The organism is Microbacterium sp. NPDC089696 (assembly GCF_044749125.1).
In the GTDB taxonomy this organism is placed as follows: domain Bacteria; phylum Actinomycetota; class Actinomycetes; order Actinomycetales; family Microbacteriaceae; genus Microbacterium.
The window spans coordinates 464,851-486,796 of record NZ_JBIVHF010000002.1; the positions used below are offsets into that span (position 1 = coordinate 464,851).

Consider the following 21,946-nt stretch of genomic DNA (forward strand, 5'->3'; position numbering starts at 1 on the left):
CCGCACCCTCCGAAGGGACCACGCATGGCACGTCCGAAGAAGCGCTTCCAGCAGCTGATCGAGGAGATCGACCGCACGCCGTGGGGCCCGGCCGAGCAGGCGCTCGTGGCGGATGCCGTGGCGCTGGCGCTCGAGCTCGGCGACGAGCGTCTCGAGTACGAGGCGCGCATGCGGCAGACCGCGTCCGCGAACATGAACGGCGCGACCGATGTGATGCTCAACTCCTTCGCCTGGTGTCTCGCCCGTCACGACGCGGATCCGCAGCGCTTCCCCGCCGACCTGGACTACGGCGGCGCCGACCTCATGTGGCAGTTCAAGTGGATGGCATCCGCCCTGCGCTCCTCTCCGGCGTTCTCCGTCGACCAGATCGCCGCGGTGCTCGACGACATGGAGGCGCACTACCGGGCGGCCGGCCTCGGGCAGAGCGGAGTCCTGACGGCGCGGTTCGAGGACGCCTGGGACGCGGGACGCACCGACGAGGCCGAGGCGCTGCGCGTGCAGCTGGAGGCCACACCGCGCGACGAGCACAGTCACTGCGACGCGTGCGGCCGCAGCCAGTTCGCCGGGTTCTTCGCCGAGACCGAGCGGGACGCCGAGGCCATCCGCCTCGTGGAGGAGATGCTCGAGGGCGGCTTCTCGTGCGGCGAGGAGCCCGAGCACGCTCTGTCCCGCGTCCTCCTCCCCTACCTGCGCGCCGGACGCCCGGACGAGGCGAAGAGCGCCCATCTGCGCAGCTACCGTCTCGCGAAGGACAACGCCGACAACCTGCGCATCGTCGCGAACAACATCGTGTTCGCAGCCGTCACCGGCAACGAGGCGCGCGCCCTCGCGATGGTCGAGCGCCACATCGCCTGGCTCGCGCACGACGGCCTCAACGTCGACGCGCACTTCGCCGCGCTCGGCGCGATCGCCTTCGCTCTCGACCGCGTCACCGCCGCGGGGCACGGGGAGACGCCCGTGCGCGGTGCGGACTCCCCCGCGCTCGTCGCGTTCTTCGGCACGCACGAGGGCCCGTGGGGCGCAGCCGATCTCGCGGCGGCGGCGTGGTCGTCCGCCGAACGCATCGGCGCGGAGTTCGACCGCCGCGACGGCACGGACGGCCACGCCCGCAGCGTCGCCCGTCTGCGCTCCCTGGAGGCCGAGAGCTACGACGTGCCGATCCGGTCGGATGCGTTCGCCGCCACGACCGACACGGCGACCCCCGCCGACGCCGACGGCTGGTTCGACCGCGTCATGAACCTCGCGCAGTTCGGCGCCGAGCACGAGACCCTGCAGGCGCTGCCCCACGCGCTCGAGGTCGAGGACCCGGCGAAGCTGTCGCAGATCCTGTCCATGCGCATCGGCATCCTCATCGCGCTGGACCGGGTCGACGAGGCCCGGGAGATCCTCCCCGCACGGATCGAGGCGCTCCGTGCGGCCGGACGCACCGAGCAGGCCGACCTCGAGCAGCGCCTCGGACTCGCGACGTTCGGTCTGAACACCCCGGAGGCGGCCGCGGCGCTCGAGGACGAGCTCGCCACCGCGGCATCCCTCCCCGCCTGGTCCCGCGGCGATCTCGCGATCAGCCGCGCCTCGCTGCACATGCACGCCGAGGAACCCGATGCCGCGCTCGACCTGGCCGAGGTCGCCGCCCGCGCGTTCGCCGAGGCCGAAGACGCGCGCCTGTCGAACACGACGACGCTCATCGCGATCGCCGCCGTGCTGCAGAAGGGCGACATGGAGGCCGGCTCCGCCCTGCTCGACCGCTTCCTCGGGCAGGACGACCTCAGCGACGGCCACCGCGCTCAGGCGCTGCAGACCCGGGCCCGGGTGCGCGGCGGACGGGAGGACTTCGTCGCGGGTGCGACGGATGCCGACGAGGCCTGCCGTCTGCTCGCCGCTCTCGGCGCCACGAAGGCGCTCGGGGCGGCGCACCTGCTCGCCGGCGCGCTCTGGGAGGACGCCGGCGACGCCGAGAAGGCCGTGTCGCGCTACCGCGTCACCGCGCGATTCGTCGAGCAGGAGGGCGGCGACCGGGCCGGTGCCGACTTCCGCCTCGCCCGCGCCATGCTCGCGCAGGGCGACGCCGAGGAGGCGGCCGAGCTGTTCGGCGCCGTGCTGCAGCGCGAAGAGGAGGACGAGGTGCCGGCGGCATCCCGGGCCATGACCGCATCGATGCTCGCCCGGGCCCTCGCAGCCTCCGGGGAGTTCGGCCAGTCGGTCGGCGCCTTCGGGTACGCCGCCGAACTGTTCGGCGAGGGCGGCGAGCCCGCCGACCAGGCCGTGGCGCTCACCGAGCGGGCGAAGATCCTCGCGCGATTCGAGGAGCACGATGAAGCGATCGCGACGCTCGAGGCGGCATCCGAGATCGTGCGCACGGCACCGGATGCCGTCGGGGCGCGCGCCGACGTGCTGCACAACCTCGGCCAGGCCTACGGTGCTCGCCAGGACGACCGGGCGTTCACGCTGTTCGACGAGGTCGCGCAGCTCGCTCAGGAGCACGACGCCGGATGGTTGCAGGCCGACGTCCAGGACTCGCGCGGGCGCGCACTGGCCTCGTTCGGTCGGATCGACGAGGCCGTCGCGGCAGCGCTCACCGCCGCCGATGCGTTCGCCGGAATCGGGGACGTCGGGTCGGCAGGCGGGTCGGAGCTGTTCGCGGCGCGGCTGCTCGGCGCGAACGAACGCCCGTCGGACGCCGTGCCGATCTACCGCAGCGCCATCGAGCACGCGGCCGACCACCCGCCCCTGCGGCAGGTCGCGGCCCTGGAGCTCGGCGATGTCCTCGAAACCCTGGGCCGGCACGGCGAGGCCGCGGAGGTGCGGGCGCTGCTCGACAGCTGAGGCCGCGCCTCGTTCACTCGCGTCGCAGGAATCCACTCGCATCGCACGGATTCGCGGGATTCCTACGCCCCGAGCGCGAATCTGCGACCGTGGTGCGTCCGATCAGCGGTACGCGAGTCCGTCGCACGTCACGAGGTCGCGGAACTCCCCGACGTCGACCTGCTCCTCCACGTCGGCATAGGTCTCCGACGGGATGACGGCGACCTCCACGGCGTCGGCATCGTGCAGGTCCGCAGCGTCCGCGCAGATCGCGACGACCGTCCACTCCCGGGCGTCCGACGTGCCGAGCGAGAACGAGGCGGCGCGACCGACCCGCGGGGACGAGTCCTGGATGAGAAACCCGGCGTCATCGGAGGCGAACGCCATGACCTCCGCGAGCGTTCGCCCGATCGCGTCGCCGACAGGAACGGGCGGCTCCCCCGAGCATCCGGTGATCGTCACCGCAAGCGCGACGCACGTGACGTTCGCGACCACGAGGATCCCGGCCTTCGCGTGGTCGATTCGCATAGTGCGCAGCCCCTCCGTGACCCGGTTGACGAGGACAGTCTCGCGCCGCGATCGGGAGTTCGGGCGATATCCCGGAACACGATCGCCGCGCACTCGACTGACGCGTCGCCTCGCACGGAAGAATGCGCTTCAGTAGGCCGTTTACCCCGCATCCGTCCGAGGGAAGCGCACATCACCCAGCGAAGCGCGCGCCGGTGAGCACCCGGAGCGGATGCCGCGGCATCAGAGCAGCTGGCGCCAATTCGCGCGGGCGAGGTCGAGCAGCTCGTCGCCGCGGCCTGACATCACCGTGCGGATCGCGTACAGCGCGAAGCCCTTGACCTGCGCGGCCTCGACCGCGGGCGGCATCGACAGCTCCTGGCGCTCGGTGACGACGTCGAGCAGGGCGGGGCCATCGTGCGCGAGCACCTCGGCGAGCGCATCGGGCAGGTCCTCGCTGTGCTCCACACGTCGGGCGAAGATGCCCATGGCCTCGGCGATCGCCGCGAAGCTCGGATTGTCGAGTCCGGTGCCGAAGTTCACGAACCCCGCGGCCTTCATCTCCAGCTCGACGAAGTTCAGCGAGGAATTGTTCACGACGACCGTCTTGACCGGCAGGCGGTTCTGGGTGAGCGTGAGCAGCTCGCCGAGCATCATCGCGAGCCCGCCGTCCCCGGCGAGCGCGACCACCTGACGGTCCGGATGCGAGACCTGCGCGCCGATGCCGTGCAGCAGCGCGTTGGCCATGGATCCGTGCGTGAACGATCCGATGAGCCGACGCCGCTCTGTCATCGAGAGGTAGCGCGCCGCCCAGACGGTCGGCGACCCGACGTCGGCCGTGAAGATCGCGTCGCCCGCAGCCTGCTCGTCCAGCAGACGCGCGAGGTATTGCGGATGGATCGGACGCCCCTTCTTCGTCGGCGTCGCGAGGTCGTCGAGCTTCGCGCGGGTCTTGCGGTAGTGCGCGGTCGCATCGTCGAGATGCCCCCGGTCGGAGGTCTCGGCGAGCCGCGGCAGCAGCGCCTCGACGGTCGCCCGCACGTCTCCCACGAGCCCCAGGTCCAGCGGATGCCGCTTGCCCAGCTGCGACCCGCGGATGTCGACCTGGATCGTCGTCGCGTGCTCCGGATAGAACTGCTCGTACGGGAAGTCGCTGCCGAGCACGAGGAGCGTGTCCGCCGCCTCCATGGCCCGGTAGCCGGAGGCGAAGCCGAGCAGTCCGGTCATGCCCACGTCGAAGGGGTTGTCGTACTCGATGAACTCCTTGCCGCGCAGCGCGTGCACGATCGGCGCTCCCAGGCGGTCGGCGAGCGCGATGACCTCGTCGTGTGCACCCTCCACCCCCGCACCGGCGAGGATCGTCGTCCTGGTCGAAGCGTTCAGCAGGGTCGCCGCACGCTCGAGCTCGTCGGGGCTCGGGGTGACCACGGGACGGGTGCGCTCGATGACGACGGTGCGGTCGTCGGGGATGTCGGCGAGCGCGACGTCACCGGGGATCACGAGCACCGCGACGCCGCGCTGCTCTATCGCCGCGCGCATCGCGATCTCCAGCAGCCGGGGCATCTGCCGCGGGTCGGCGACGTACTCCACGTACACGCTGCACTCGCGGAACAGCTCCTGCGGATGCGTCTCCTGGAAGTACCCGGTGCCGATCTCGGTCGTCGGGATGTGCGCCGCGATCGCGAGCACCGGAACGCGGGAGCGGTTCGCGTCGTACAGGCCGTTGATCAGGTGCAGGTTGCCCGGGCCGCACGACCCGGCGACGACCGCGAGGTCGCCGGTGAGGGCCGCATCCGCCGCCGCCGCGAACGCCGCCGACTCCTCGTGCCGCACGTGCACCCAGCGGATGCTGCCGTCCTTGCGCAGTGCGTCGGTGAAGCCGTTGAGTGAATCGCCCGGCAGTCCGTAGACCCGGTCGATCCCGTTGGCGGTGAGCGTCTTGACGATGTTCTCTGCGACGGAGGCCATGCTTCGAGCCTATGCCCGGGTGATGCGAGCAGGGCCAGTGGGCGGAGCCCAGGTTCCGGTTTTCCGCACCTCGGTCGAGGGGCAGCCGCAGTGACGGCATTCGTCCCGGTCCGTAGCGTCGAGAGCATGGACACCTCTGAGAGCCTCGGCCTGTTCGCGGACTGGGCGATCGCCCTCATGGAAGCCCTCGGCAGCGTCGGCGCCGGCGTCGCCGTGGCGATCGAGAACCTGTTCCCGCCGATCCCCAGCGAGGTGATCCTGCCGCTGGCCGGGTTCACCGCGAGCCAGGGGTCGATCGTGCTGTGGGAGGTCCTCGTCTGGACCACGGTGGGCTCGGTCGTGGGCGCGCTCGCGCTGTACGGTCTCGGCGCGTGGCTCGGTCCCCTGCGCCTGCGGCGGATCGTCGATCGGATGCCGCTCATGAAGGTCAGCGACGTCGACCGCGCCGAGGCGTGGTTCGCGAAGCACGGGTCGAAGGCGGTGTTCTTCGGGCGGATGATCCCGATCTTCCGCAGCCTGATCTCGATCCCCGCGGGGATCCAGCGCATGCCCCTCATCCGCTTCATCCTGCTGACCACCGCGGGCAGCGCTATCTGGAACACGGTCTTCGTGACGGCCGGGTACCTGCTGGGCGAGCAGTGGCACCGCATCGAGCAGTACGCCGACGGACTGCAGCTCGTCGTGGTCGCGGCGGTGATCGTCGCGGTGTCGGTGTTCGTCGTGATGCGCGTGCGTGCCCGCGTGCAGGGCACTCCCACGGTCTGACCGGCACAATGGGAGCATGACGTCCCTCGCCGACGCCGCGCCCCACTCCCGCCCGATCGTGCGGGACGTGCTGCGGATGCTGGGCGGCACGGCGTCCGGCATCGTGATGCTCCCCGCCACGCTGCTCGCCGTCGTCACGGCGCCGCGCGCACCGGCACCGCGTGTGCTCGACGCCCTCGCCGCGCGACTCACCCGGGTCGACGGACTCCCGCGGCGGACACCGCCCCGAGCACGGCGCACCCGCGGCCTCATCGCGCTGTCCGCGCTGCTGCAGCTGGTGGTCCTCTGCATCCTCGTGCTGATCGCCGCCGGTGTCGTCGTCGGCGTGCAGATGCTCGTGGCGGCCGCCACCGGCGGCCCCGTCGACCTGTTCAGCGCGCGACCCGGACGCGTCACCTGGGCCACCGTGGGGCTGTTCGTCGTGCCCGGCCTCGTGCTGCTGTTCCTCGCGCTCTCGGGTCTCGGCGGCATCGCGTGGCTCGAGCGCCGTGTGTGGGAGGCGTTCCAGCGGCCGGGCGCGGGCGAGCTGTCGCAGGAGGTCGTGCGTCTGCACACGACGCTCGACGAGGTAGTGGACGCCGTGGATGCGGAGCGTCGCCGCATCGAGCGCGACATCCACGACGGCGTGCAGCAGCGGGTCGTCGCGCTGTCGATCCTGCTCGCCCGCGTCGAGCGCTCGGGTGCGGACGACGGCGCCGCCCTCCTGCGGACCGCTCGCGACGAGACGCAGCACATCCTCGACGACCTTCGCGACGTCGCCTGGCGCACGTACCCCGAGATGCTGCAGCGCGACGGGCTGGCTGCCGCTCTGCAGGCGTTGCGCGACCGGGTGGCCATGCCCGTGCACCTCGACGTCGACCGTGCACCGATCGCCGACCGGGCTGCCGAGACCGCCGCGTACTTCGTGGCGAGCGAAGCCGTGACGAACGCGATCAAGCATGCGCAGGCCTCGACGATCATGATCCGGGTGCGCACCGCCGCCGGGCTGCTCACCGTGACGATCGAGGACGACGGGGTCGGCGGGGCGGATGCCACGGGAACCGGCCTCTCCGGGATCGCCTCGCGTGTCGCCGCGCGCGACGGACGCCTGGACGTTCGCAGTCCGCTCGGCGGGCCGACCGTGGTGGAGGCGGTGATCCCGTGCGGATAGCGATCGCGGAGGACTCGACGCTGCTCCGCGAGGGGATCGTGCAGCTGCTCGGGGCCGAGGGGCACGAGGTGGTCGCCTCGGTGGCGGACGCCGACGCCCTGATGTCCGCCCTGGCGCTCGAGGAGCCGGACCTCGTGATCGTCGACGTGCGGATGCCGCCGGACTTCGTCGACGAGGGCATCCGCGCCGCGCTGCGCATCCGCCGGGAGCATCCCTCCGTCGCCGTGCTCGTGCTGTCGCAGCACGTCGAGCGGCGCTATGCGAGCGAGCTGCTGCTCGACGGACGCGGCGGCGTCGGCTACCTGCTGAAGGATCGCGTGTCCGACATCGCGGGCTTCCTCGATGCGATCGTGCGCGTCGCGGAGGGCGGCGTCGCCTTCGACCCAGAGGTGATCCGGCGCCTGATCGCCGACCGCTCGGGCCCCGATCAGGGCGTGGGCGACCTCAGTGACCGCGAGTCCGCGGTGCTCGAGCTCATGGCCGAGGGGCACAGCAACGCCGCGATCGCCGAGCGCCTGTTCGTCAGCCAGAGCGGCGTCGAGAAGCACATCAACACGATCTTCACGAAGCTCGGCCTCGCCGCGGGCTCCGGGGTCAACCGCCGGGTGCTGGCCGTGCTCGCCCACCTCGACCACGCCGACTGAGATGCGCACCCTCTCCCGGGCGCGTCCGTCGCCTGTGCGCCTGCGAAGGACGTGTGCACTGCGGAAGGACCCGGTCCCGGCATCCGTCCTGCGAACGCGCACATCTCCGTCGGGCGCGCACGCTCGCCGACACACGGGAGAGGGACGGATGCCGCAGCACCCGCCCCTCCCCCGTCCGCGTCGGATCAGCCGATGCGGATGAGCTTCTTGTTGACGAACTCGTCGGCCGCGAGATGCCCGAGCTCACGGGCCGTGCCGCTGCGCTTGATGCCGCCGAACGGCAGCTCCGGGCTGTCGGCGAGCACGAGGTTGACGTAGACCATGCCGGCCTCGATGCGGTCGGCGACGCGCTCGGCCTGGTCGGCGTCCGTCGTGAAGACGTACGAGCCGAGGCCGAAGGTCGTGTCGTTCGCGAGCTCGACAGCCGCGTCCTCGTCGGCCACGCGGTAGACGACGGCCGCGGGTCCGAAGAGCTCCTCGCGGTAGACGTCCATCTCGGGCGTGACGTCGGCGAGCACGGTCGGCGCGAAGAACGCCCCGTCGCGCGTGCCGCCGGTCAGCAGCGTCGCCCCCTGCGCGACGGCCGTGTCGATCTGCTTCTGCAGGTTCTCGGCCGCGGTCTCCGAGGAGACCGGTCCGAGCACGGTGTCGTCGAGCATGGGGTCGGTCGCCTCGACCGCGGCCATCGCGGCCGTGAACTTCTCGACGAACGCGTCGTACAGACCGTCGACGACGATGAAGCGCTTGGCGCCGTTGCACGCCTGGCCGTTGTTGTCGAGACGAGCGTCGACACCCGCCTGCACCGTCGCGTCGAGATCGTCGGTCGACAGGAGGATGAACGGGTCGGAGCCGCCCAGCTCGAGAGCGACCTTCTTGAGGTGGCGTCCGGCGACCTCGGCGACCGCCGCACCGGCGCGCTCGGACCCGGTGAGCGACACGCCCTGCACGCGCGGGTCGGCGATCATCGTCGCGATCTGCTCGTTCGTGGCGAGCACGTTCTGGTACGCGCCCTCGGGGAACCCGGCGTCGCGGTAGATCGCGGCGATCGCCGACGACGACTCCGGGCACTGCGGTGCGGGCTTCAGCAGGATCGTGTTGCCGACGATGAGGTTCGGGGCCGCGAAGCGGACGATCTGGTAGGCCGGGAAGTTCCACGGCATGATGCCGACGAGCGGCCCGAGCGACGAGCGGCGGATGATCGCCGAGCCGTCGCCGAGGATGTCGATCGGCTGGTCGGCCATGATCGCCTCGGCCTGGTCGGCGTAGTACTCGGCGATGTCGGCGGCGAAGTCGACCTCGCCCAGCGCCGCCTCGCGCGGCTTGCCCATCTCACGCACGAACACGTCGGCGAGCTCCTCGCGGCGCTCGCGGTGCAGCTCGGCCATGCGGCGGACGAGCGCTGCGCGCTCCGCGACGGTCGACGAGCGCGACCACTCGCGGTGCGCGGTGTCGGCGGCCGCGACGGCCTCCTCGATCTGCGCATCCGTGAACGTGTCGAAGGACTTCAGCGTCTCTCCGGTGGCGGGGTTGATGACGGCGTAGTCGGTCATGTTCTCTCCTCCTCGACTCCGGTCAGGAGACCGGGATCAGCGTGTACTTGGTGGACAGGTACTCGTGGATGCCCTCGAAGCCGCCCTCGCGGCCGACGCCGGACTGCTTGACGCCGCCGAAGGGAGCTGCCGCGTTCGACACCACGCCCACGTTGAGTCCCATCATGCCGGTCTCGAGGCCGTCGATCATCCGCTGGCCGCGCTGCAGGTTCTCGGTGAAGACGTACGACACGAGTCCGTACTCGGTGTCGTTCGCGAGGCGGACTGCCTCCTCCTCGGTCTCGAACGTCGCGATGGCGAGCACCGGGCCGAAGATCTCCTCGCGGAGGATCGCCGAGCCCGGGACCACGTCGGTGAGGACGGTCGGCTCGTAGAACGTGCCGGTGCCCTCGACCGCCTTGCCTCCGGCGAGCAGGGTCGCACCCCGCTCGACCGCGTCGTCGACGAGCTCGCCGGCCTTGGCGACGGCATCCTCGTCGATGAGCGGTCCGATCGCGACGCCCTCTTCGGTGCCGCGGCCGATCTTCATGGCGTTGACGCGCTCGGTGACGCGCTTGGCGAACTCGCCGGCGACGTCCTTGTGCACGATGAAGCGGTTGGCGGCGGTGCAGGCCTGGCCGATGTTGCGGAACTTGGCTGCGAGCGCGCCGTCGACCGCCTTGTCGAGGTCGGCGTCGTCGAACACCACGAACGGCGCGTTGCCGCCGAGCTCCATCGAGACGCGCAGCACGCCCTCGGCCGCCTGGGCGATGAGCTTGCGGCCCACCTCGGTCGAGCCGGTGAACGACAGCTTGCGCAGCCGCGGGTCGGCGATGATCGGGGCCGACAGGGCGGAGGACTTCGACGTCTGGACGACGTTGACGACGCCCTTCGGGAGCCCAGCCTTCTCGAGCAGCGAGGTGAAGAAGATCGTCGTGAGCGGGGTGAGTGCCGGGGGCTTGATGACGACCGTGCAGCCGGCCGCGAGCGCGGGTGCGATCTTGCGTGTCGCCATCGCGAACGGGAAGTTCCACGGCGTCACGAAGAACGACGGGCCGACCGGCCGCTGCGACACGACCATGTGGCCGGTGCCCTCGGGGTTGATGCCGTAGCGGCCGCTGATGCGCACGGCCTCCTCGCTGAACCAGCGCAGGAACTCGCCGCCGTAGACGACCTCGCCGCGGGCCTCCGCGAGCGGCTTTCCCATCTCCAGCGTCATGAGCAGCGCGAGGTCCTCCTTGTGCTCCTGCACGAGGTCGAACGCCTTCCGGAGGATCTCGCTGCGCGTGCGCGGAGCCGTGGCGGCCCAGGCGTCCTGCGCGGCGACGGCGGCGTCCAGCGCGCGCTTCCCGTCGGCCGGCGTCGCGTCGGCGATCGTGCGGATCACGTCGCCCGTCGCCGGGTCGATGACGTCGAAGGTCGCGCCGGTCTCGCCGTCGATCCACTCGCCGCCGATGAAGAGGCCGGTGGGGATGCTGTCGAGCAGCGCCTGCTCTGTCTGAGTGCTCATGGATTCACTTTCTCTGGGGGCGGAAGGCTGAGGTGGGAGGACGCGGTCAGCGTCGGCGGAGGCTCGGCGGGGCGTCGGCCCCGAGGGTCTCACCGCGGAAGAACGCCGGTCGCTTGATCGACTGCCAGATCATCACGACGATCCCGACGACGATGATGCCGACACCGAGCACGAACACGAGGCCCACGCCGCCGACGCTGGAGCCGCTGCCGTACGCGGGGTCCATCGAGTCGATCAGCGTCGTGACGAACAGCACCACGAGGATCGCGCCGCCGACGAGCGGGAACAGGAACGTGAAGAAGAAGCTCCGCGTCGAGTCGAACCACTGCTTGCGGAAGTACCACACGCACGCGAACGCGGTGAGCCCGTAGTAGAAGCAGATCATCATGCCGAGCGACAGGATCGTGTCGGTGAGGACGTTCTCGCTGACGAGCCGCATGACCGCGTAGAACACCGAGGCGACGACCGCGGACACGATGGTCGAGTACCCGGGAGTGAAGAACCGGGGGCTGACCTTCGCGAACTTCTTCGGCAGGGCGCCGTAGTGGCCCATCGCGAGCAGTGTGCGCGCGGGGCCGACCGCCGTGGACTGCAGCGAGGCCGCCGAGCTCGACAGCACCGCGAGCGACACGAGGAACGCGAGCGGACCGAGGATCGGGTCGGACAGTGCGAAGAACACGTTGGCGGAGATGCCCTCGTTCGCGAGACCCAGGTCGCCGTCGCCGACGCCGGCGAACATGATGAGGCCGATCGCGAGCAGCAGGTACAGGCTCACGACGACGAACACCGTGACCATGGCCGCGCGTCCGGGGGTCTTGGCCGGGTCCTTCGTCTCCTCGTTCATGGTGAGGACGACGTCCCAGCCCCAGAAGATGAAGATCGACAGGGAGAGGCCGGCGGCGAAGGCGCTGAACGTGGGCACCTCGAACGGGTTGAACCACGACCACGAGAACGGCGTCGGGTCGGGGGCGTCACCGGTCATGGCCTTGATGATCGCGACGGTCGCGAACGCCACGAGCACGAGCACCTGGAAGCCGACGAGGATGTACTGGAACTTCTGCGTGGTCTGCATGTCGCGGTACGACACGAGCGTCGCGCCGAGCATGAACAGCAGACAGACGACCACGTTGATGAACGGGTTGAACGCCAGGTCCGCGATGTCGGGGTTGCCGGAGAGCTGCGCGATCAGCAGGAACAGGAACTCGACCGCGATGCCGGCGAGGTTCGACAGCACGATGACGGTCGCGGCGATGAGGCCCCATCCCGTCATCCAGCCGATCCACGGACCGAAGGCCCGCACGCCCCAGGTGAAGGACGTGCCGGAGTCGGGCATCTCGCGGTTGAGCTCGCGGTAGCCGAAGGCGGTCAGCAGCATCGGGATGAAGCCGACGAGGATGATCGCGGGCACCTGCGTGCCGACGACCGCGACCGTCGGGCCGAGCGAGGCGGTGAGCGTGTACGCCGGGGCGATGGTCGAGACGCCGATCACGACCGCACCGATCACGCCGACGGTGCCGACGCTCAGGCCCTTCTGCGAGATGCCGGTCGTCACGCCGGATGCGGGCTCCGTCGCCCGGTTCGAGCTGCTCATCAGCGGACTCCTGCCTCGGCGCGCGTGCGCGGGACGACGATCATGGGGACGGGCAGCTCGTGCAGCATCTTCGCCGCGGTCGACCCGAGGAACAGCCGGCGCGGCTGTGCGAGACGGCTGGATCCCACGAGGACGACCTCGCCGGGCAGCCAGTCGAGGTGGGCGACCGCGTCCTCGACGGTGTCGCCGTGCGCCTCCTGGACCGTCGCCTCGACGGTGTCGGGGAGCAGGCCCTGCGCGACGGCCAGCACCTCGCGGGAGTGCTCGTCGCCGACCAGGCGGATCGACCCGGTGTCGAGTCCCGGCGGCACGTCGAACGGCACGAGCGACACGAGACGCAGCGCGACGTGCGCGTCGCCCGCGACGGACGCCGCCTCGTCGAGGAGGTTCTCGGCGCCGGGGCGCGTGCCGACCGCGACGGTCACCCGCGGCAGGACGTGGTCGTCCTGCGTGGAGGTGCCGGCCGGGGCGAGCGCCACGGGGATGGTCGAGGAGTGCAGCAGCTCGGAGGCCACGCTGCCGAGACGGTGACGCCCGAACAGCGAACCTCCGGCCGCGCCGACGACGATCAGCCGGGCGCCGAACTCCTCCCCCGCGGCGATGAGCCCCTCGGCGAACGACTCGCCGAAGCGCACGTGCCCGGTGCGGACGAGCTCCTGCGGGAGACCGCTCACGGCCTCCTCGAGCCACTGCGTGGCCTGACGCCGCAGATGGTCCTCATAGGCGCGCTCCGGGGCGACCGCGGCGTTCCGCGTGCCCTCGGAGGGGAGCACGATCACGAGACGCAGAACCGCGCCGAGGCTGCGGGCCAGTCGGGCGCCGAGCGCCGCGGCGTCCGCTCCGGCATCCGTCGCGGTGTAGCCGACGACGATCGACCCGGGCATCAGACGACCTCTGCCGTCTCGCCTGCTTCCCTCGACGACTCGACGATGTTCGCGGCCGCGAGGCGTCCCATGCGGATGGCCCCGTCGACGTGCTGGTAGCCGGCGCCCGCCATGTCGCTGCACGCGAAGTGGATCGGACCCACGGCCGCGCGCAGGTCGGCGCCGTAGCGGTGCAGGCCGCCCATGTCGAAGCTCGCCGCGTAGGCGCCGCGGGTCCACTCCTCGGTGCCCCAGTCGCTCTCGTAGTACACGACCGGATTCTTGGCCTCGGGACCGTAGTAGTGCGACAGCGACTCGAGGATGCGCTCCTTGCGCTCCTCGGCCGACAGCGCGAACAGGTCGTCGGCGTTCTGGTCGCTCACGAAGCCGACGAGCGTGCCCCGCTCATCGCCGTGGTTGGTGTTGTCGTAGGCCTCGTGGGAGAGCTCGTAGGGGCTGAACGCGGTGCCGCTCAGGCCCTGCTCGCGCCAGAACGGGGTCTCGTAGACCGCGTGCACCTTGATCACGAAGCCCATCGAGAGGTGCTGGTGCAGTTGGTGCTGACGGCGGGGCAGCGGCGGGACGAAGGAGATCCGGTCGTACAGCACGGGGGCGTGCGCGAGGATCGCGAAGCGGGCGCGCACCGTGAGCTCGTCGGTCGTGGCGGTCACGCCGTCGGCTCCCCACTCGAGCGTGCGGACCGGCTGGCCCAGCAGAACGTCGTCGCCCAGGCGCTCGGCGAGGAGGATCGGCACCTGCTGCAGGCCGCCGACCACGCGCTTGTCGAGGATGAAGTCGGCGTCGACGAGGTTCGAGTACGACCCGGCGGACGCCGCCATCAGGAGCGACTGCAGCAGCGAGAACGTGTGCGTGGGCTTGGTGAGCATCGCCGACCCGGTCGCGAAGGCGAGGTTGCGCACGGCCTCGTCGTCGTCGGTCTGCTGACGCAGCCACGCGTCCCACGTGACGGAGTCCCACTCCTTCGCCTGGGGGTGCTCCCACGGGCGGTCGGGGTCGATCTCGGCGACCATGGCGTCGAGGCGCTCGGTGATCTCGGCGATCACGGCCTCGGTCTCCGGCGACACGGGGAACATCTCGCCCGTGAAGCGATGCACCTGACCGTCCGGGCCGACGTACACGCTGTCGCCCTCCCGGTAGCGGCTGTAGGTCTCGAGGCCCAGCTCGGCGATCGTGTCCTTGAGCGCGTCCTGGTCGGGCGACACCCACTGGCCGCCGAGCTCGAGCATCGCGCCGTCGATCACGTCGGTCCACAGACGGCCGCCGACCCGGTCTCGGGCCTCCAGCACGGCGACCGACAGGCCGGCCTTGCGCAGGTCGTTCGCTGCGGTGAGGCCGGCAGCGCCGGCTCCGACGATCAGCACGTCACGGGTGATCTCAGCCATCTGCTTCTCCTTCGTTGGAAAGAATGTGCCGGTCGCGACTCGAAATCCCCCGATACGAGTCGCGACCGGACGTGTGTGCCGGCCGCCGGGCGGCCGGAGGTCAGGCGGAGGCGAGGGCCTCCGCGACGACGTCGAGCCCCTCGTTCAGGAGGTCGTCGCCGATCGACAGCGGCGGGAGGAAGCGGACGACGTTGCCGTACGTCCCGCAGGTGAGGACGATGACGCCCTTCGCGATCGCGGCCTTCGCGACGGCCGCGGTGAGGGCCGCGTCGGGGGCCTTGGTCTCAGGGTCGACGAACTCCGCCGCGATCATCGCGCCGTGTCCGCGGATGTCGCCGATGCGGGCGTCGCCGGCCTGCAGGGCGGTGAGACGCTGCACGAGGATCTCACCGATCTCGCGGGCACGCTCGATCACTCCGTCGTTCTCGAACACGTCGATCGCGGCGAGCGCGGCGGCGCAGGCGATCGGGTTGCCGCCGTAGGTGCCGCCGAGGCCGCCCGCGTGCGAGGCGTCCATGATCTCGGCGCGGCCCGTCACGGCGGCGAGCGGCAGGCCACCCGCGATGCCCTTGGCCGTGGTGATGAGGTCCGGCTCGATGCCGAAGATCTCGCTCGCGAACATGCGGCCGGTGCGGGCGAAGCCCGTCTGCACCTCGTCGGCGATGAAGACGACGCCGTTCTCACGGCTCCAGTCGAGGATCGCAGGAAGGAAGCCCTCGGCCGGGACGATGAAGCCGCCCTCGCCCTGGATGGGCTCGATGATGACGGCGGCGAGGTTGTCGGCGCCGATCTGCTTCTCGAGCTGCAGGATCACGCGGGCCGCCGCCTCGGGGCCGGAGAGGCCGTCGCGGAACGGGTAGGACATGGGCGCACGGTAGACCTCGGGCGCGAAGGGGCCGAAGCCGCTCTTGTACGGCATCGACTTGGCGGTCAGCGCCATGGTGAGGTTCGTCCGGCCGTGGTACCCGTGGTCGAACGCGACGACGGCCTGGCGGCCGGTGTGCTTGCGCGCGATCTTGATGGCGTTCTCGACGGCCTCGGCGCCCGAGTTGAAGAGCGCGGACTTCTTGGCGAAGTCGCCGGGCGTGAGGCGGTTGAGGGCCTCGGCGACCTCGATGTACGACTCGTAGGGCGAGATCATGAAGCAGGTGTGCGTGAACTGCGCGGCCTGCGCGGCGACCGCAGCGGCGACCTTCGGGTGCGCGTTGCCGACCGTGGTCACGGCGATGCCGGAGCCGAGGTCGATGAGCGAGTTGCCGTCGGCGTCGACCACGACGCCTCCCCCGGCGGCGACCGCCGCGACGGGCACGGTGTGGCCCACGCCCGCGGGCACGGCCTCGGCCTTGCGGGCGAGGATCTCGGCCGAACGAGGGCCGGGGAGCTCGGTCACGAGACGACGCTCCTGAGGGAGGTCGGGGCCGCCGAGGGGAACAGTCGCAGATGCCGTGTCGAGGAGAGCCATGCCGCGAGCGTACGACCGCGGTCGTGACGCCTGCATTCACCGGACTGTACAATCTGGAGAGTCTTTTCGCCACTTCGTACAGACGGGAGAATCGGATGGAGGTCATCGATCAGCCGACGCTGCGCGCCCTGTTCCGGCGGCGCGACCTCGGACTCCGCCTCGTGTCCGCCGAAGCAGATCTCCCCGACGGCGCTCTCGACCGCCCCCTGCGATGGGTGCACGGCTCCGACCTCGCCGACCCGACGCCGTTCCTCGCCGAAGACCTCGTGCTGCTCACGACCGGCTCGCAGTTCGATGCCGAGACCGGCATCGACGTGTATGTCGGGCGTCTCTCCGACCGCGGCGTGCAGGGCCTGGGCTTCGGCACGGAGGTGCACCGCTCCGGCATCCCGGAGGAGCTGATCGCCGCGTGCGCACTGCGCGGTATGCCGTTGTTCGAGGTGCCCTACCGCACGCCGTTCATCGCCGTGGCGCGCGCGCACTCCGAGGCGATCGCCGCGCAGGCGTACTCCCGACGATCCTGGGCGCTCGACACCCAGCGCGCCCTCGCCCTCGCCGCCCTCCGCCCGCGCGGCCTCGATGCCACCCTGGCCGAGCTCGGGCGCCGGCTGGGCGCCTGGGCCGGGATGTACGACGCGGCGGGAGCCCTGCAGGTGTCGCATCCGCGCGCCGATCTCGCCGCCCACCGCCAGGCTGAGCTCGCGGCGCACGTCGCCGAGGTCCTCACCCGCGGGCTCGAGGCCGGCCAGTCCCTCACGATCGACGGGCAGACGTTCATGCTGTTCACGGTCGGCCGTGGCGGGCGCCTGCGCGGGGTCATCGCGCTCGCGGTCGACGGGCTCGACGCCGAGGCGCGCACCGTCGTGACCTCCGTCATCGCGATGGCGGGCCTCGCGCTCGAGCAGAGCGAGCAGCTCTCCCGCAGCCGACGACGCCTGCACTCGCAGCTGCTCTCCTCGCTGCAGGACGACGATCCGGGACTCGCACGCCGCGTGCTGGGCGCCCTCCCTCCCGCTCCCGTCGTCGTGGCGGTCGCGGCCGACGCCCCGGCCGGCCCGCTGATCGACTGGTGGGAACGACGTCGAGCCGAGGACGGCGTCGCCTCCTTCCTCGCGGAGTCCGACGACGGCGTGACGCTGTGCGTGCCGGCCGGCGACGAGGCCCTGCTCGACGACGCGGCCGCGCGCTTCGGCATCCGCATGGGCGCATCGGGTCCCGAGCCGTACGACGCGTTCTCCCGCGCGCACGCGCAGGCCGTGACGGCGCTGCGGCAGCAACCGGACGCCGGGGTCTTCCGCTATGCGGATGCGGTGGGCACGAGCATCCTCGGCGCCCTCGCGACCGACGAGGCCCGCCTGCTCGCGGACACCCGTCTCGCGCCGCTCCGGGAGAGCGACGCCCGCTCGGGCAACGACCTCGAGGCGACCGTGCGGGTGTGGCTCGAACACGACGCGAAGGCCGAGGCGGCGGCGTCCGCGCTGGGGATCCATCGTCACACGCTGCGCACGCGCATCGCGCAGGCCGGAACGCTGCTCGGCGCCGACCTGTCGACGTTCCCAGCTCGGGCCGAGCTCTGGGCGCTGCTGCAGACCGCCCGCGACTGACCCGGCTCGCTCGCCACTTCGGCGCTGCGCCCACCTCCCGCTCGGGTCGCACTTCGCGCCGCCCGATCGCGCTCGAAGCGGCACGAAATGCGACCGGAGCAGCTGCCGGATCCCACCGAGCGGCACAGAGTGCGACCGGGCGGTCACGGGTCAGCGCGCGCGAGCAGCGCTCGGCACCGGGCGACATCCTCCGCGGTCTGCGCGACCAGCGCCGCCGCATCCGGGAACCGCACGGTCGGCCGCACCCGCGAGACGAGAGTCACGGCCAGCCGCCGCCCGTAGAGGTCGAGCGTCACGTCGTGCAGGTGCACCTCGAGGCGGCGCTCCCGCTCGCCGTCGAACGTGGGATTCGCCCCGACGCTGACGCTCGCCTCCCAGACGCGGAGGTCGTCGTCGATCCGCGCCCAGGCGGCGTAGATCCCGTCGGCGGGCAGGTCGCCGCCGTCGATCGCGAGGTTCGCCGTGGGGAAACCGAGCACGCGCCCGCGGCCGTCGCCGGGCACCACGAGCCCCGCCAGCGTCCGGGGCGCGACCGTCACGCGCCGCCCGCGGGCGAGATCGCCCGGTACGTGCTCTGGTGGAAGACGAGGGGCTCGACATCGTCGAAGAGCGTGACGTCGACGATCTCGTAGAGGGCGATCTCGTGGTCGCCGCCGTCGAACGTGCCGTGCAGGCGGCAGGTCAGCCAGAGCGCGGCGTCGTCGATCAGCACGGCGCCGCCCGGGGTGCGCCGCCAGCCGTGACCGCCGAAGCGGTCGCCCTCGCGCGCCGAGAGGGAGCGGCTGAGGGGCTCGTGATGGGCGGCGAGCACGCTCATCCCGAGCTCGGGGACCGCGCGGAGCACAGGCCAGGTCTTGGAGGTGCGCGCGGCGCTGATCGCCACGAGGGCCGGCTCGAGCGAGATCGAGGTGAAGGAGTTGACGGCCATGCCCACCGCCCGGTCGCCGACATGCGCGGCGAGAGCGACGACGCCGGTCGGGTACACGGAGAACGCACGTCGGAGGGCGAGGTCCCGCGGGAGCGGCTCGGTCGCGACATCGGTCATGGCGGAGTCCTTTCGTTAGTCAACTTTGACTAACTTCATAGTAGTCAAAGTTGATCACTCAAACAACAGGTTTCTGACGTCCGACCGATTAGCATGAACCACATGTCGACAACCCGCCTCGTCGTCCTCGGCGCCGTGAAGCAGTTCCAGCCCGTTCACGGGTACTTCCTCCGCCGCGAGCTCATGACCTGGCACGTCGACGAGTGGGCGCACATCCAGCCCGGCTCGATCTACAACGCCCTGCGCGCCCTGGAGGTCGACGGCTACATCGCCGAGAGCGGCACCGAGGCCGAGGGCAAGCGTCCTGCCCGCACCACGTACCGCATCACCCCGTCGGGCGAGGTCGAGCTGCAGCGGATGCTCCGCGAGAACCTCTGGAACGTCGCGGCCTTCGACACGCAGGCCGTCATGACCGTGGCGTCGTTCATGTTCGTGCTCAGCCGGCAAGAGGTCATCGCCGGCCTCGAGCACCGACTCATCAAGAGCGATGCGATCATCACGCAGAACGGCTTCGACGTGCAGGACACCCTGCGCTCCGAGACGACACCCAAGTACGTCCGCGAGATCTTCGACCTGTCCACCGCCCGGCTCCTGGCCGAGAAGCAGTGGCTCCTCGACCTTCTCGAGCGCCTGCGCGCCGGAGAGTACGCGTTCGCAGGCGAGGCCGTCGCCGACGACGACGACACCGCCCGGAGCTGATCCCGAGGGCCGCCTGCCGCGTCGTTCAGCGGGCGGCGACCAGATCGGCGATCGCGGCCGGCGACAGCTCGGCGGTGTTCGCACCGCGATACGAGGCGGTGATGGCCCCGGCGGCGCTCGCGGTCAGAAGCGCGGCGACCGGCTCCTCCCCCGCGGCGAGCGCCGCGGCCAGCGCCCCGCAGAACGCGTCCCCCGCGCCGGTGGTGTCGACCGGGTCGATCCGGAACGCGGGCACGTGCACGACGGGAACGGCACGACGATGCAGCTCGACGCCGTCGCCGCCGAGAGTGCGCACCACGGCGGAGGCACCGGCCGCGAGCAGACGCTCCACTCCGCCCAGCGTCTCGCACTCGGTCTCGTTCACGATCAGGACGTCGACGTCGCCGAGCAGTTCGAGCGCGACGGCATCCGCGGGCGCGGCGTTCAGCAGCGCGAGGGCCCCCTGCGCCCGAGCCGCGCGCAGGGCGGCGGCGACCGTGTCGAGCGGCACCTCCAGCTGGGCGAGGACCACGGCGGCACCGGAGACCCCGCTCACGGCGTCGTCGGGTGCGAGCTCGGCGTTCGCCCCGGCGGCCACGACGATGCTGTTGTCGCCGTCGTCCAACGCGAGCACGTGGGCCACTCCCGTGGGGACGCCCGCCGCGACCCGCAGGTGCGCCTCCACTCCGGCATCGTGCAACGCGACGCGCAGCAGGTCCGCGGCCTCGTCACGACCCACGGCGGCGCAGAACCGGGTGGCTGCTCCGGCCCGCGCCGACGCCACCGCCTGGTTGAGCCCCTTGCCGCCGGCGAATCTCCCGCCCGAGCGTCCGAGCAGGGTCTCCCCGACGCGGGGAGGGCGCGCGACCTCGACCACGAGGTCGAGGTTCGCGCTCCCCACCACCGCGACGCCCGAGAGGGTGTCAGACACGCGACATCGTCCGGCGATACTGCGCCCCGGTGTGCGAGTCGGCGAGCGCCGGAGTCGGCGTGCCGATCAGGCGCTCGCGCAGGGTCTGCGGCTCGGCGGACGGCTCGACGATCGCGCCGCGCTCCGTGAGGATCGGCAGCACGTGCTCGATGAAGTCGACGGTCGACGCTGGCGGGATGACGGGAGCGAAGAGGAAGCCGTCGAGGTCGGCGCCGTCGGCGAGCTCGATCATCCGATCCGCGACGTGCTCCGGAGTGCCCACGATGGGGCGGGCGCCGACGCCGTGCGCGTGCCAGTCTCCCAGCACGTCGCCCACCGTCTTGTCGGCGAAGCGCGCGACCTGGGTCTGCGAGAGCTCCGTGCTCAGCTCCGACATCGGCGTGCTCGGCGCGTAGGCCGAGAGGTCCAGCCCCGTGAACCACGCGTAGGACGCGACGGTGACGTCGGGGTTCTGCGCATCCGCGACCTCGGCGTACTTGCGGCGAGCCTCCTCCTCGGTGCTGCCCACGACCGCGGCGAAGGCCGACATGATCTTGACCTCGTCCGCCGCGCGGCCGTTCTTCACGGCCTCCTCGCGGATCGCGGTGGAGTGCCCGCGCAGCTGCTCGACCGAGCCGCTGCCGACGAAGATCGCCTCGCCGTGCCTGCCTCCGAACTCGCGCCCCGCGGGCGACGCTCCCGCCTGGAACAGCACCGGAGTGCCCTGCGGCGAGCGCGACGTGTTGCCGTAGCCGTGCGAGCGGAAGTACGGGCCGTCATGCGCGATGCGGTGCACCTTGGCCGGGTCGGCGAAGCGTCCGGACTTGTCGCGCTCGAGCGCTCCCTCCTCCCAGGCCTGCTCCCACAGCTTGTAGACGACCTGCATGAAGTCGTCGGCCATGAGGTAGCGCTCGTCGTGCCCGACCATCGGCACACCGAAGCCCTGCACGGCGGTGTCGGCGGTGCCGGTCGTCACGACGTTCCAGCCGATCCGGCCGCCGGAGAGGATGTCGAGCGTCGCCATCCGCCGCGCGAACGAGTACGGCGGCTCGAGCAGCGTGGACCCGGTGGCGACGAGCCCGAGGCGCGTGGTCTCGGGGATGAGCGCGGCGAGGATGATCGCGGGGTCGAGGCGCGGCAGGTCGAGTCCTTCGACCGAGCAGATGTCCGGGCGCTCACCCGCCACGTCCGCCCAGCCCCACGCGTCGGCGAGGAACAGGAAGTCGAAGCCGGCGTCCTCGACCATCCGGGCGGTGTCGCGCCAGTAGTCGAGACGATCGAACAGGAAGCGGCCGTTGTCGGCGTGGCGCCACGTGGCGGTGCCGGAGTCGTTGGCCTGCGCGTTCTCGAAGAGTCCGAGGCGCAGGGGCTTCACGGGGTGGTCGGTCATTGTCGTTGCCTTCCTTCTGGGCGGCTCGCGCGGAGCCGATGGTTCTCGTCGTCGTTCTCGTCGTCGTTCTCGTCGTCGGGGCGTTCGGGCACGCCGGAGGTACCCGGGAGCGGGGGCGTCTCCCG

Annotated in this window: 18 protein-coding genes; 6 read left to right on the forward strand and 12 right to left on the reverse strand. The window is 71.4% G+C overall.

The genetic code is table 11. From position 1 onward, the window contains the following. The first annotated feature begins 24 nt into the window (after positions 1-24). Positions 25-2,823, forward strand: a complete 2,799-nt coding sequence (locus ACIPY8_RS12590; RefSeq protein WP_400818639.1) for a hypothetical protein — start codon at positions 25-27, stop codon at positions 2,821-2,823. A 102-nt stretch (positions 2,824-2,925) separates the two neighbouring features. On the opposite strand, the gene ACIPY8_RS12595 is transcribed toward ACIPY8_RS12590, so the two are convergent. Together ACIPY8_RS12595 and poxB are read right to left on the reverse strand one after the other, a co-directional pair. Next, complete coding sequence (locus tag ACIPY8_RS12595) at positions 2,926-3,330, reverse strand: hypothetical protein (RefSeq protein WP_400818641.1); 405 nt, start codon at positions 3,328-3,330, stop codon at positions 2,926-2,928. 222 nt (positions 3,331-3,552) lie between these two features. Then, complete coding sequence (gene poxB, locus ACIPY8_RS12600) at positions 3,553-5,277, reverse strand: ubiquinone-dependent pyruvate dehydrogenase (RefSeq protein ID WP_400818644.1); 1,725 nt, start codon at positions 5,275-5,277, stop codon at positions 3,553-3,555. Positions 5,278-5,403: 126 nt separating this feature from the next. Here poxB and ACIPY8_RS12605 point away from each other — a divergent pair, with 126 nt between their 5' ends. Genes ACIPY8_RS12605 through ACIPY8_RS12615 form a run of 3 tightly spaced genes read left to right on the forward strand, consistent with a single transcriptional unit; the run spans position 5,404 to position 7,836 of the window. Continuing rightward, positions 5,404-6,042 carry a DedA family protein gene (locus tag ACIPY8_RS12605; RefSeq protein WP_400818646.1) on the forward strand — a complete coding sequence of 213 codons (639 nt, stop codon included), beginning with the start codon at positions 5,404-5,406 and terminating at the stop codon, positions 6,040-6,042. A 16-nt stretch (positions 6,043-6,058) separates the two neighbouring features. Continuing rightward, a complete protein-coding gene (locus tag ACIPY8_RS12610; RefSeq protein ID WP_400818649.1) occupies positions 6,059-7,192 on the forward strand; it encodes a sensor histidine kinase in 1,134 nt (377 codons plus the stop codon). Beyond that, on the forward strand, positions 7,183-7,836 hold the full coding sequence (locus tag ACIPY8_RS12615; protein ID WP_400818651.1) for a response regulator: 654 nt from the start codon (positions 7,183-7,185) through the stop codon (positions 7,834-7,836). Before ACIPY8_RS12610 ends, ACIPY8_RS12615 begins: the two co-directional genes overlap by 10 nt. A 185-nt stretch (positions 7,837-8,021) precedes the next feature. Here the strand turns inward: ACIPY8_RS12615 and ACIPY8_RS12620 are convergent, their stop codons facing one another. From ACIPY8_RS12620 to gabT, 6 genes are all read right to left on the reverse strand, one after another. After that, a complete protein-coding gene (locus ACIPY8_RS12620) occupies positions 8,022-9,386 on the reverse strand; it encodes an NAD-dependent succinate-semialdehyde dehydrogenase (protein WP_400818653.1) in 1,365 nt (454 codons plus the stop codon). A 22-nt stretch (positions 9,387-9,408) separates the two neighbouring features. Continuing rightward, entirely contained in the window at positions 9,409-10,875 is a 1,467-nt protein-coding gene (locus tag ACIPY8_RS12625; RefSeq protein ID WP_400818655.1) for an NAD-dependent succinate-semialdehyde dehydrogenase, read from the reverse strand. A gap of 46 nt (positions 10,876-10,921) precedes the next feature. After that, entirely contained in the window at positions 10,922-12,466 is a 1,545-nt protein-coding gene (locus tag ACIPY8_RS12630) for an APC family permease (protein ID WP_400818657.1), read from the reverse strand. Then, entirely contained in the window at positions 12,466-13,350 is an 885-nt protein-coding gene (locus ACIPY8_RS12635) for a universal stress protein (RefSeq protein ID WP_400818659.1), read from the reverse strand. The genes ACIPY8_RS12630 and ACIPY8_RS12635 overlap by 1 nt, the downstream gene beginning before the upstream one ends. Next, a complete protein-coding gene (locus tag ACIPY8_RS12640; protein ID WP_400818662.1) occupies positions 13,350-14,732 on the reverse strand; it encodes a flavin monoamine oxidase family protein in 1,383 nt (460 codons plus the stop codon). Before ACIPY8_RS12640 ends, ACIPY8_RS12635 begins: the two co-directional genes overlap by 1 nt. A gap of 100 nt (positions 14,733-14,832) precedes the next feature. After that, positions 14,833-16,194 carry a 4-aminobutyrate--2-oxoglutarate transaminase gene (gene gabT, locus ACIPY8_RS12645; RefSeq protein WP_400818665.1) on the reverse strand — a complete coding sequence of 454 codons (1,362 nt, stop codon included), beginning with the start codon at positions 16,192-16,194 and terminating at the stop codon, positions 14,833-14,835. 95 nt (positions 16,195-16,289) lie between these two features. On the opposite strand from gabT, the gene ACIPY8_RS12650 reads away from it, so the two are divergent. After that, complete coding sequence (locus tag ACIPY8_RS12650) at positions 16,290-17,798, forward strand: PucR family transcriptional regulator (protein ID WP_400818668.1); 1,509 nt, start codon at positions 16,290-16,292, stop codon at positions 17,796-17,798. Positions 17,799-17,941: 143 nt separating this feature from the next. Here the strand turns inward: ACIPY8_RS12650 and ACIPY8_RS12655 are convergent, their stop codons facing one another. Then, positions 17,942-18,337: a riboflavin kinase gene (locus tag ACIPY8_RS12655; RefSeq protein WP_400818670.1), complete on the reverse strand. Its 396-nt coding sequence runs from the start codon at positions 18,335-18,337 to the stop codon at positions 17,942-17,944. Next, positions 18,334-18,843 carry a flavin reductase family protein gene (locus ACIPY8_RS12660; RefSeq protein WP_400818673.1) on the reverse strand — a complete coding sequence of 170 codons (510 nt, stop codon included), beginning with the start codon at positions 18,841-18,843 and terminating at the stop codon, positions 18,334-18,336. The genes ACIPY8_RS12655 and ACIPY8_RS12660 overlap by 4 nt, the downstream gene beginning before the upstream one ends. Before the next feature lie 102 nt (positions 18,844-18,945). Between ACIPY8_RS12660 and ACIPY8_RS12665 the strand changes: the two genes are divergently transcribed. Beyond that, entirely contained in the window at positions 18,946-19,542 is a 597-nt protein-coding gene (locus ACIPY8_RS12665; RefSeq protein WP_400818675.1) for a PadR family transcriptional regulator, read from the forward strand. 25 nt (positions 19,543-19,567) lie between these two features. Here the strand turns inward: ACIPY8_RS12665 and ACIPY8_RS12670 are convergent, their stop codons facing one another. After that, positions 19,568-20,452: a PfkB family carbohydrate kinase gene (locus ACIPY8_RS12670; RefSeq protein ID WP_400818678.1), complete on the reverse strand. Its 885-nt coding sequence runs from the start codon at positions 20,450-20,452 to the stop codon at positions 19,568-19,570. Next, complete coding sequence (locus tag ACIPY8_RS12675; protein ID WP_400818680.1) at positions 20,445-21,821, reverse strand: NtaA/DmoA family FMN-dependent monooxygenase; 1,377 nt, start codon at positions 21,819-21,821, stop codon at positions 20,445-20,447. The genes ACIPY8_RS12670 and ACIPY8_RS12675 overlap by 8 nt, the downstream gene beginning before the upstream one ends. Positions 21,822-21,946: the final 125 nt, after the last annotated feature.

Coding starts and splice junctions, on each gene's coding strand:
- ACIPY8_RS12590 (WP_400818639.1), top strand. CDS start 25: ATGGCACGTCCGAAGAAGCGCTTCCAGCAGCTGATCGAGGAGATCGAC.
- ACIPY8_RS12595 (WP_400818641.1), bottom strand. CDS start 3,330: ATGCGAATCGACCACGCGAAGGCCGGGATCCTCGTGGTCGCGAACGTC.
- poxB (WP_400818644.1), bottom strand. CDS start 5,277: ATGGCCTCCGTCGCAGAGAACATCGTCAAGACGCTCACCGCCAACGGG.
- ACIPY8_RS12605 (WP_400818646.1), top strand. CDS start 5,404: ATGGACACCTCTGAGAGCCTCGGCCTGTTCGCGGACTGGGCGATCGCC.
- ACIPY8_RS12610 (WP_400818649.1), top strand. CDS start 6,059: ATGACGTCCCTCGCCGACGCCGCGCCCCACTCCCGCCCGATCGTGCGG.
- ACIPY8_RS12620 (WP_400818653.1), bottom strand. CDS start 9,386: ATGACCGACTACGCCGTCATCAACCCCGCCACCGGAGAGACGCTGAAG.
- ACIPY8_RS12625 (WP_400818655.1), bottom strand. CDS start 10,875: ATGAGCACTCAGACAGAGCAGGCGCTGCTCGACAGCATCCCCACCGGC.
- ACIPY8_RS12630 (WP_400818657.1), bottom strand. CDS start 12,466: ATGAGCAGCTCGAACCGGGCGACGGAGCCCGCATCCGGCGTGACGACC.
- ACIPY8_RS12635 (WP_400818659.1), bottom strand. CDS start 13,350: ATGCCCGGGTCGATCGTCGTCGGCTACACCGCGACGGATGCCGGAGCG.
- ACIPY8_RS12640 (WP_400818662.1), bottom strand. CDS start 14,732: ATGGCTGAGATCACCCGTGACGTGCTGATCGTCGGAGCCGGCGCTGCC.
- gabT (WP_400818665.1), bottom strand. CDS start 16,194: ATGGCTCTCCTCGACACGGCATCTGCGACTGTTCCCCTCGGCGGCCCC.
- ACIPY8_RS12650 (WP_400818668.1), top strand. CDS start 16,290: ATGGAGGTCATCGATCAGCCGACGCTGCGCGCCCTGTTCCGGCGGCGC.
- ACIPY8_RS12660 (WP_400818673.1), bottom strand. CDS start 18,843: ATGACCGATGTCGCGACCGAGCCGCTCCCGCGGGACCTCGCCCTCCGA.
- ACIPY8_RS12665 (WP_400818675.1), top strand. CDS start 18,946: ATGTCGACAACCCGCCTCGTCGTCCTCGGCGCCGTGAAGCAGTTCCAG.
- ACIPY8_RS12675 (WP_400818680.1), bottom strand. CDS start 21,821: ATGACCGACCACCCCGTGAAGCCCCTGCGCCTCGGACTCTTCGAGAAC.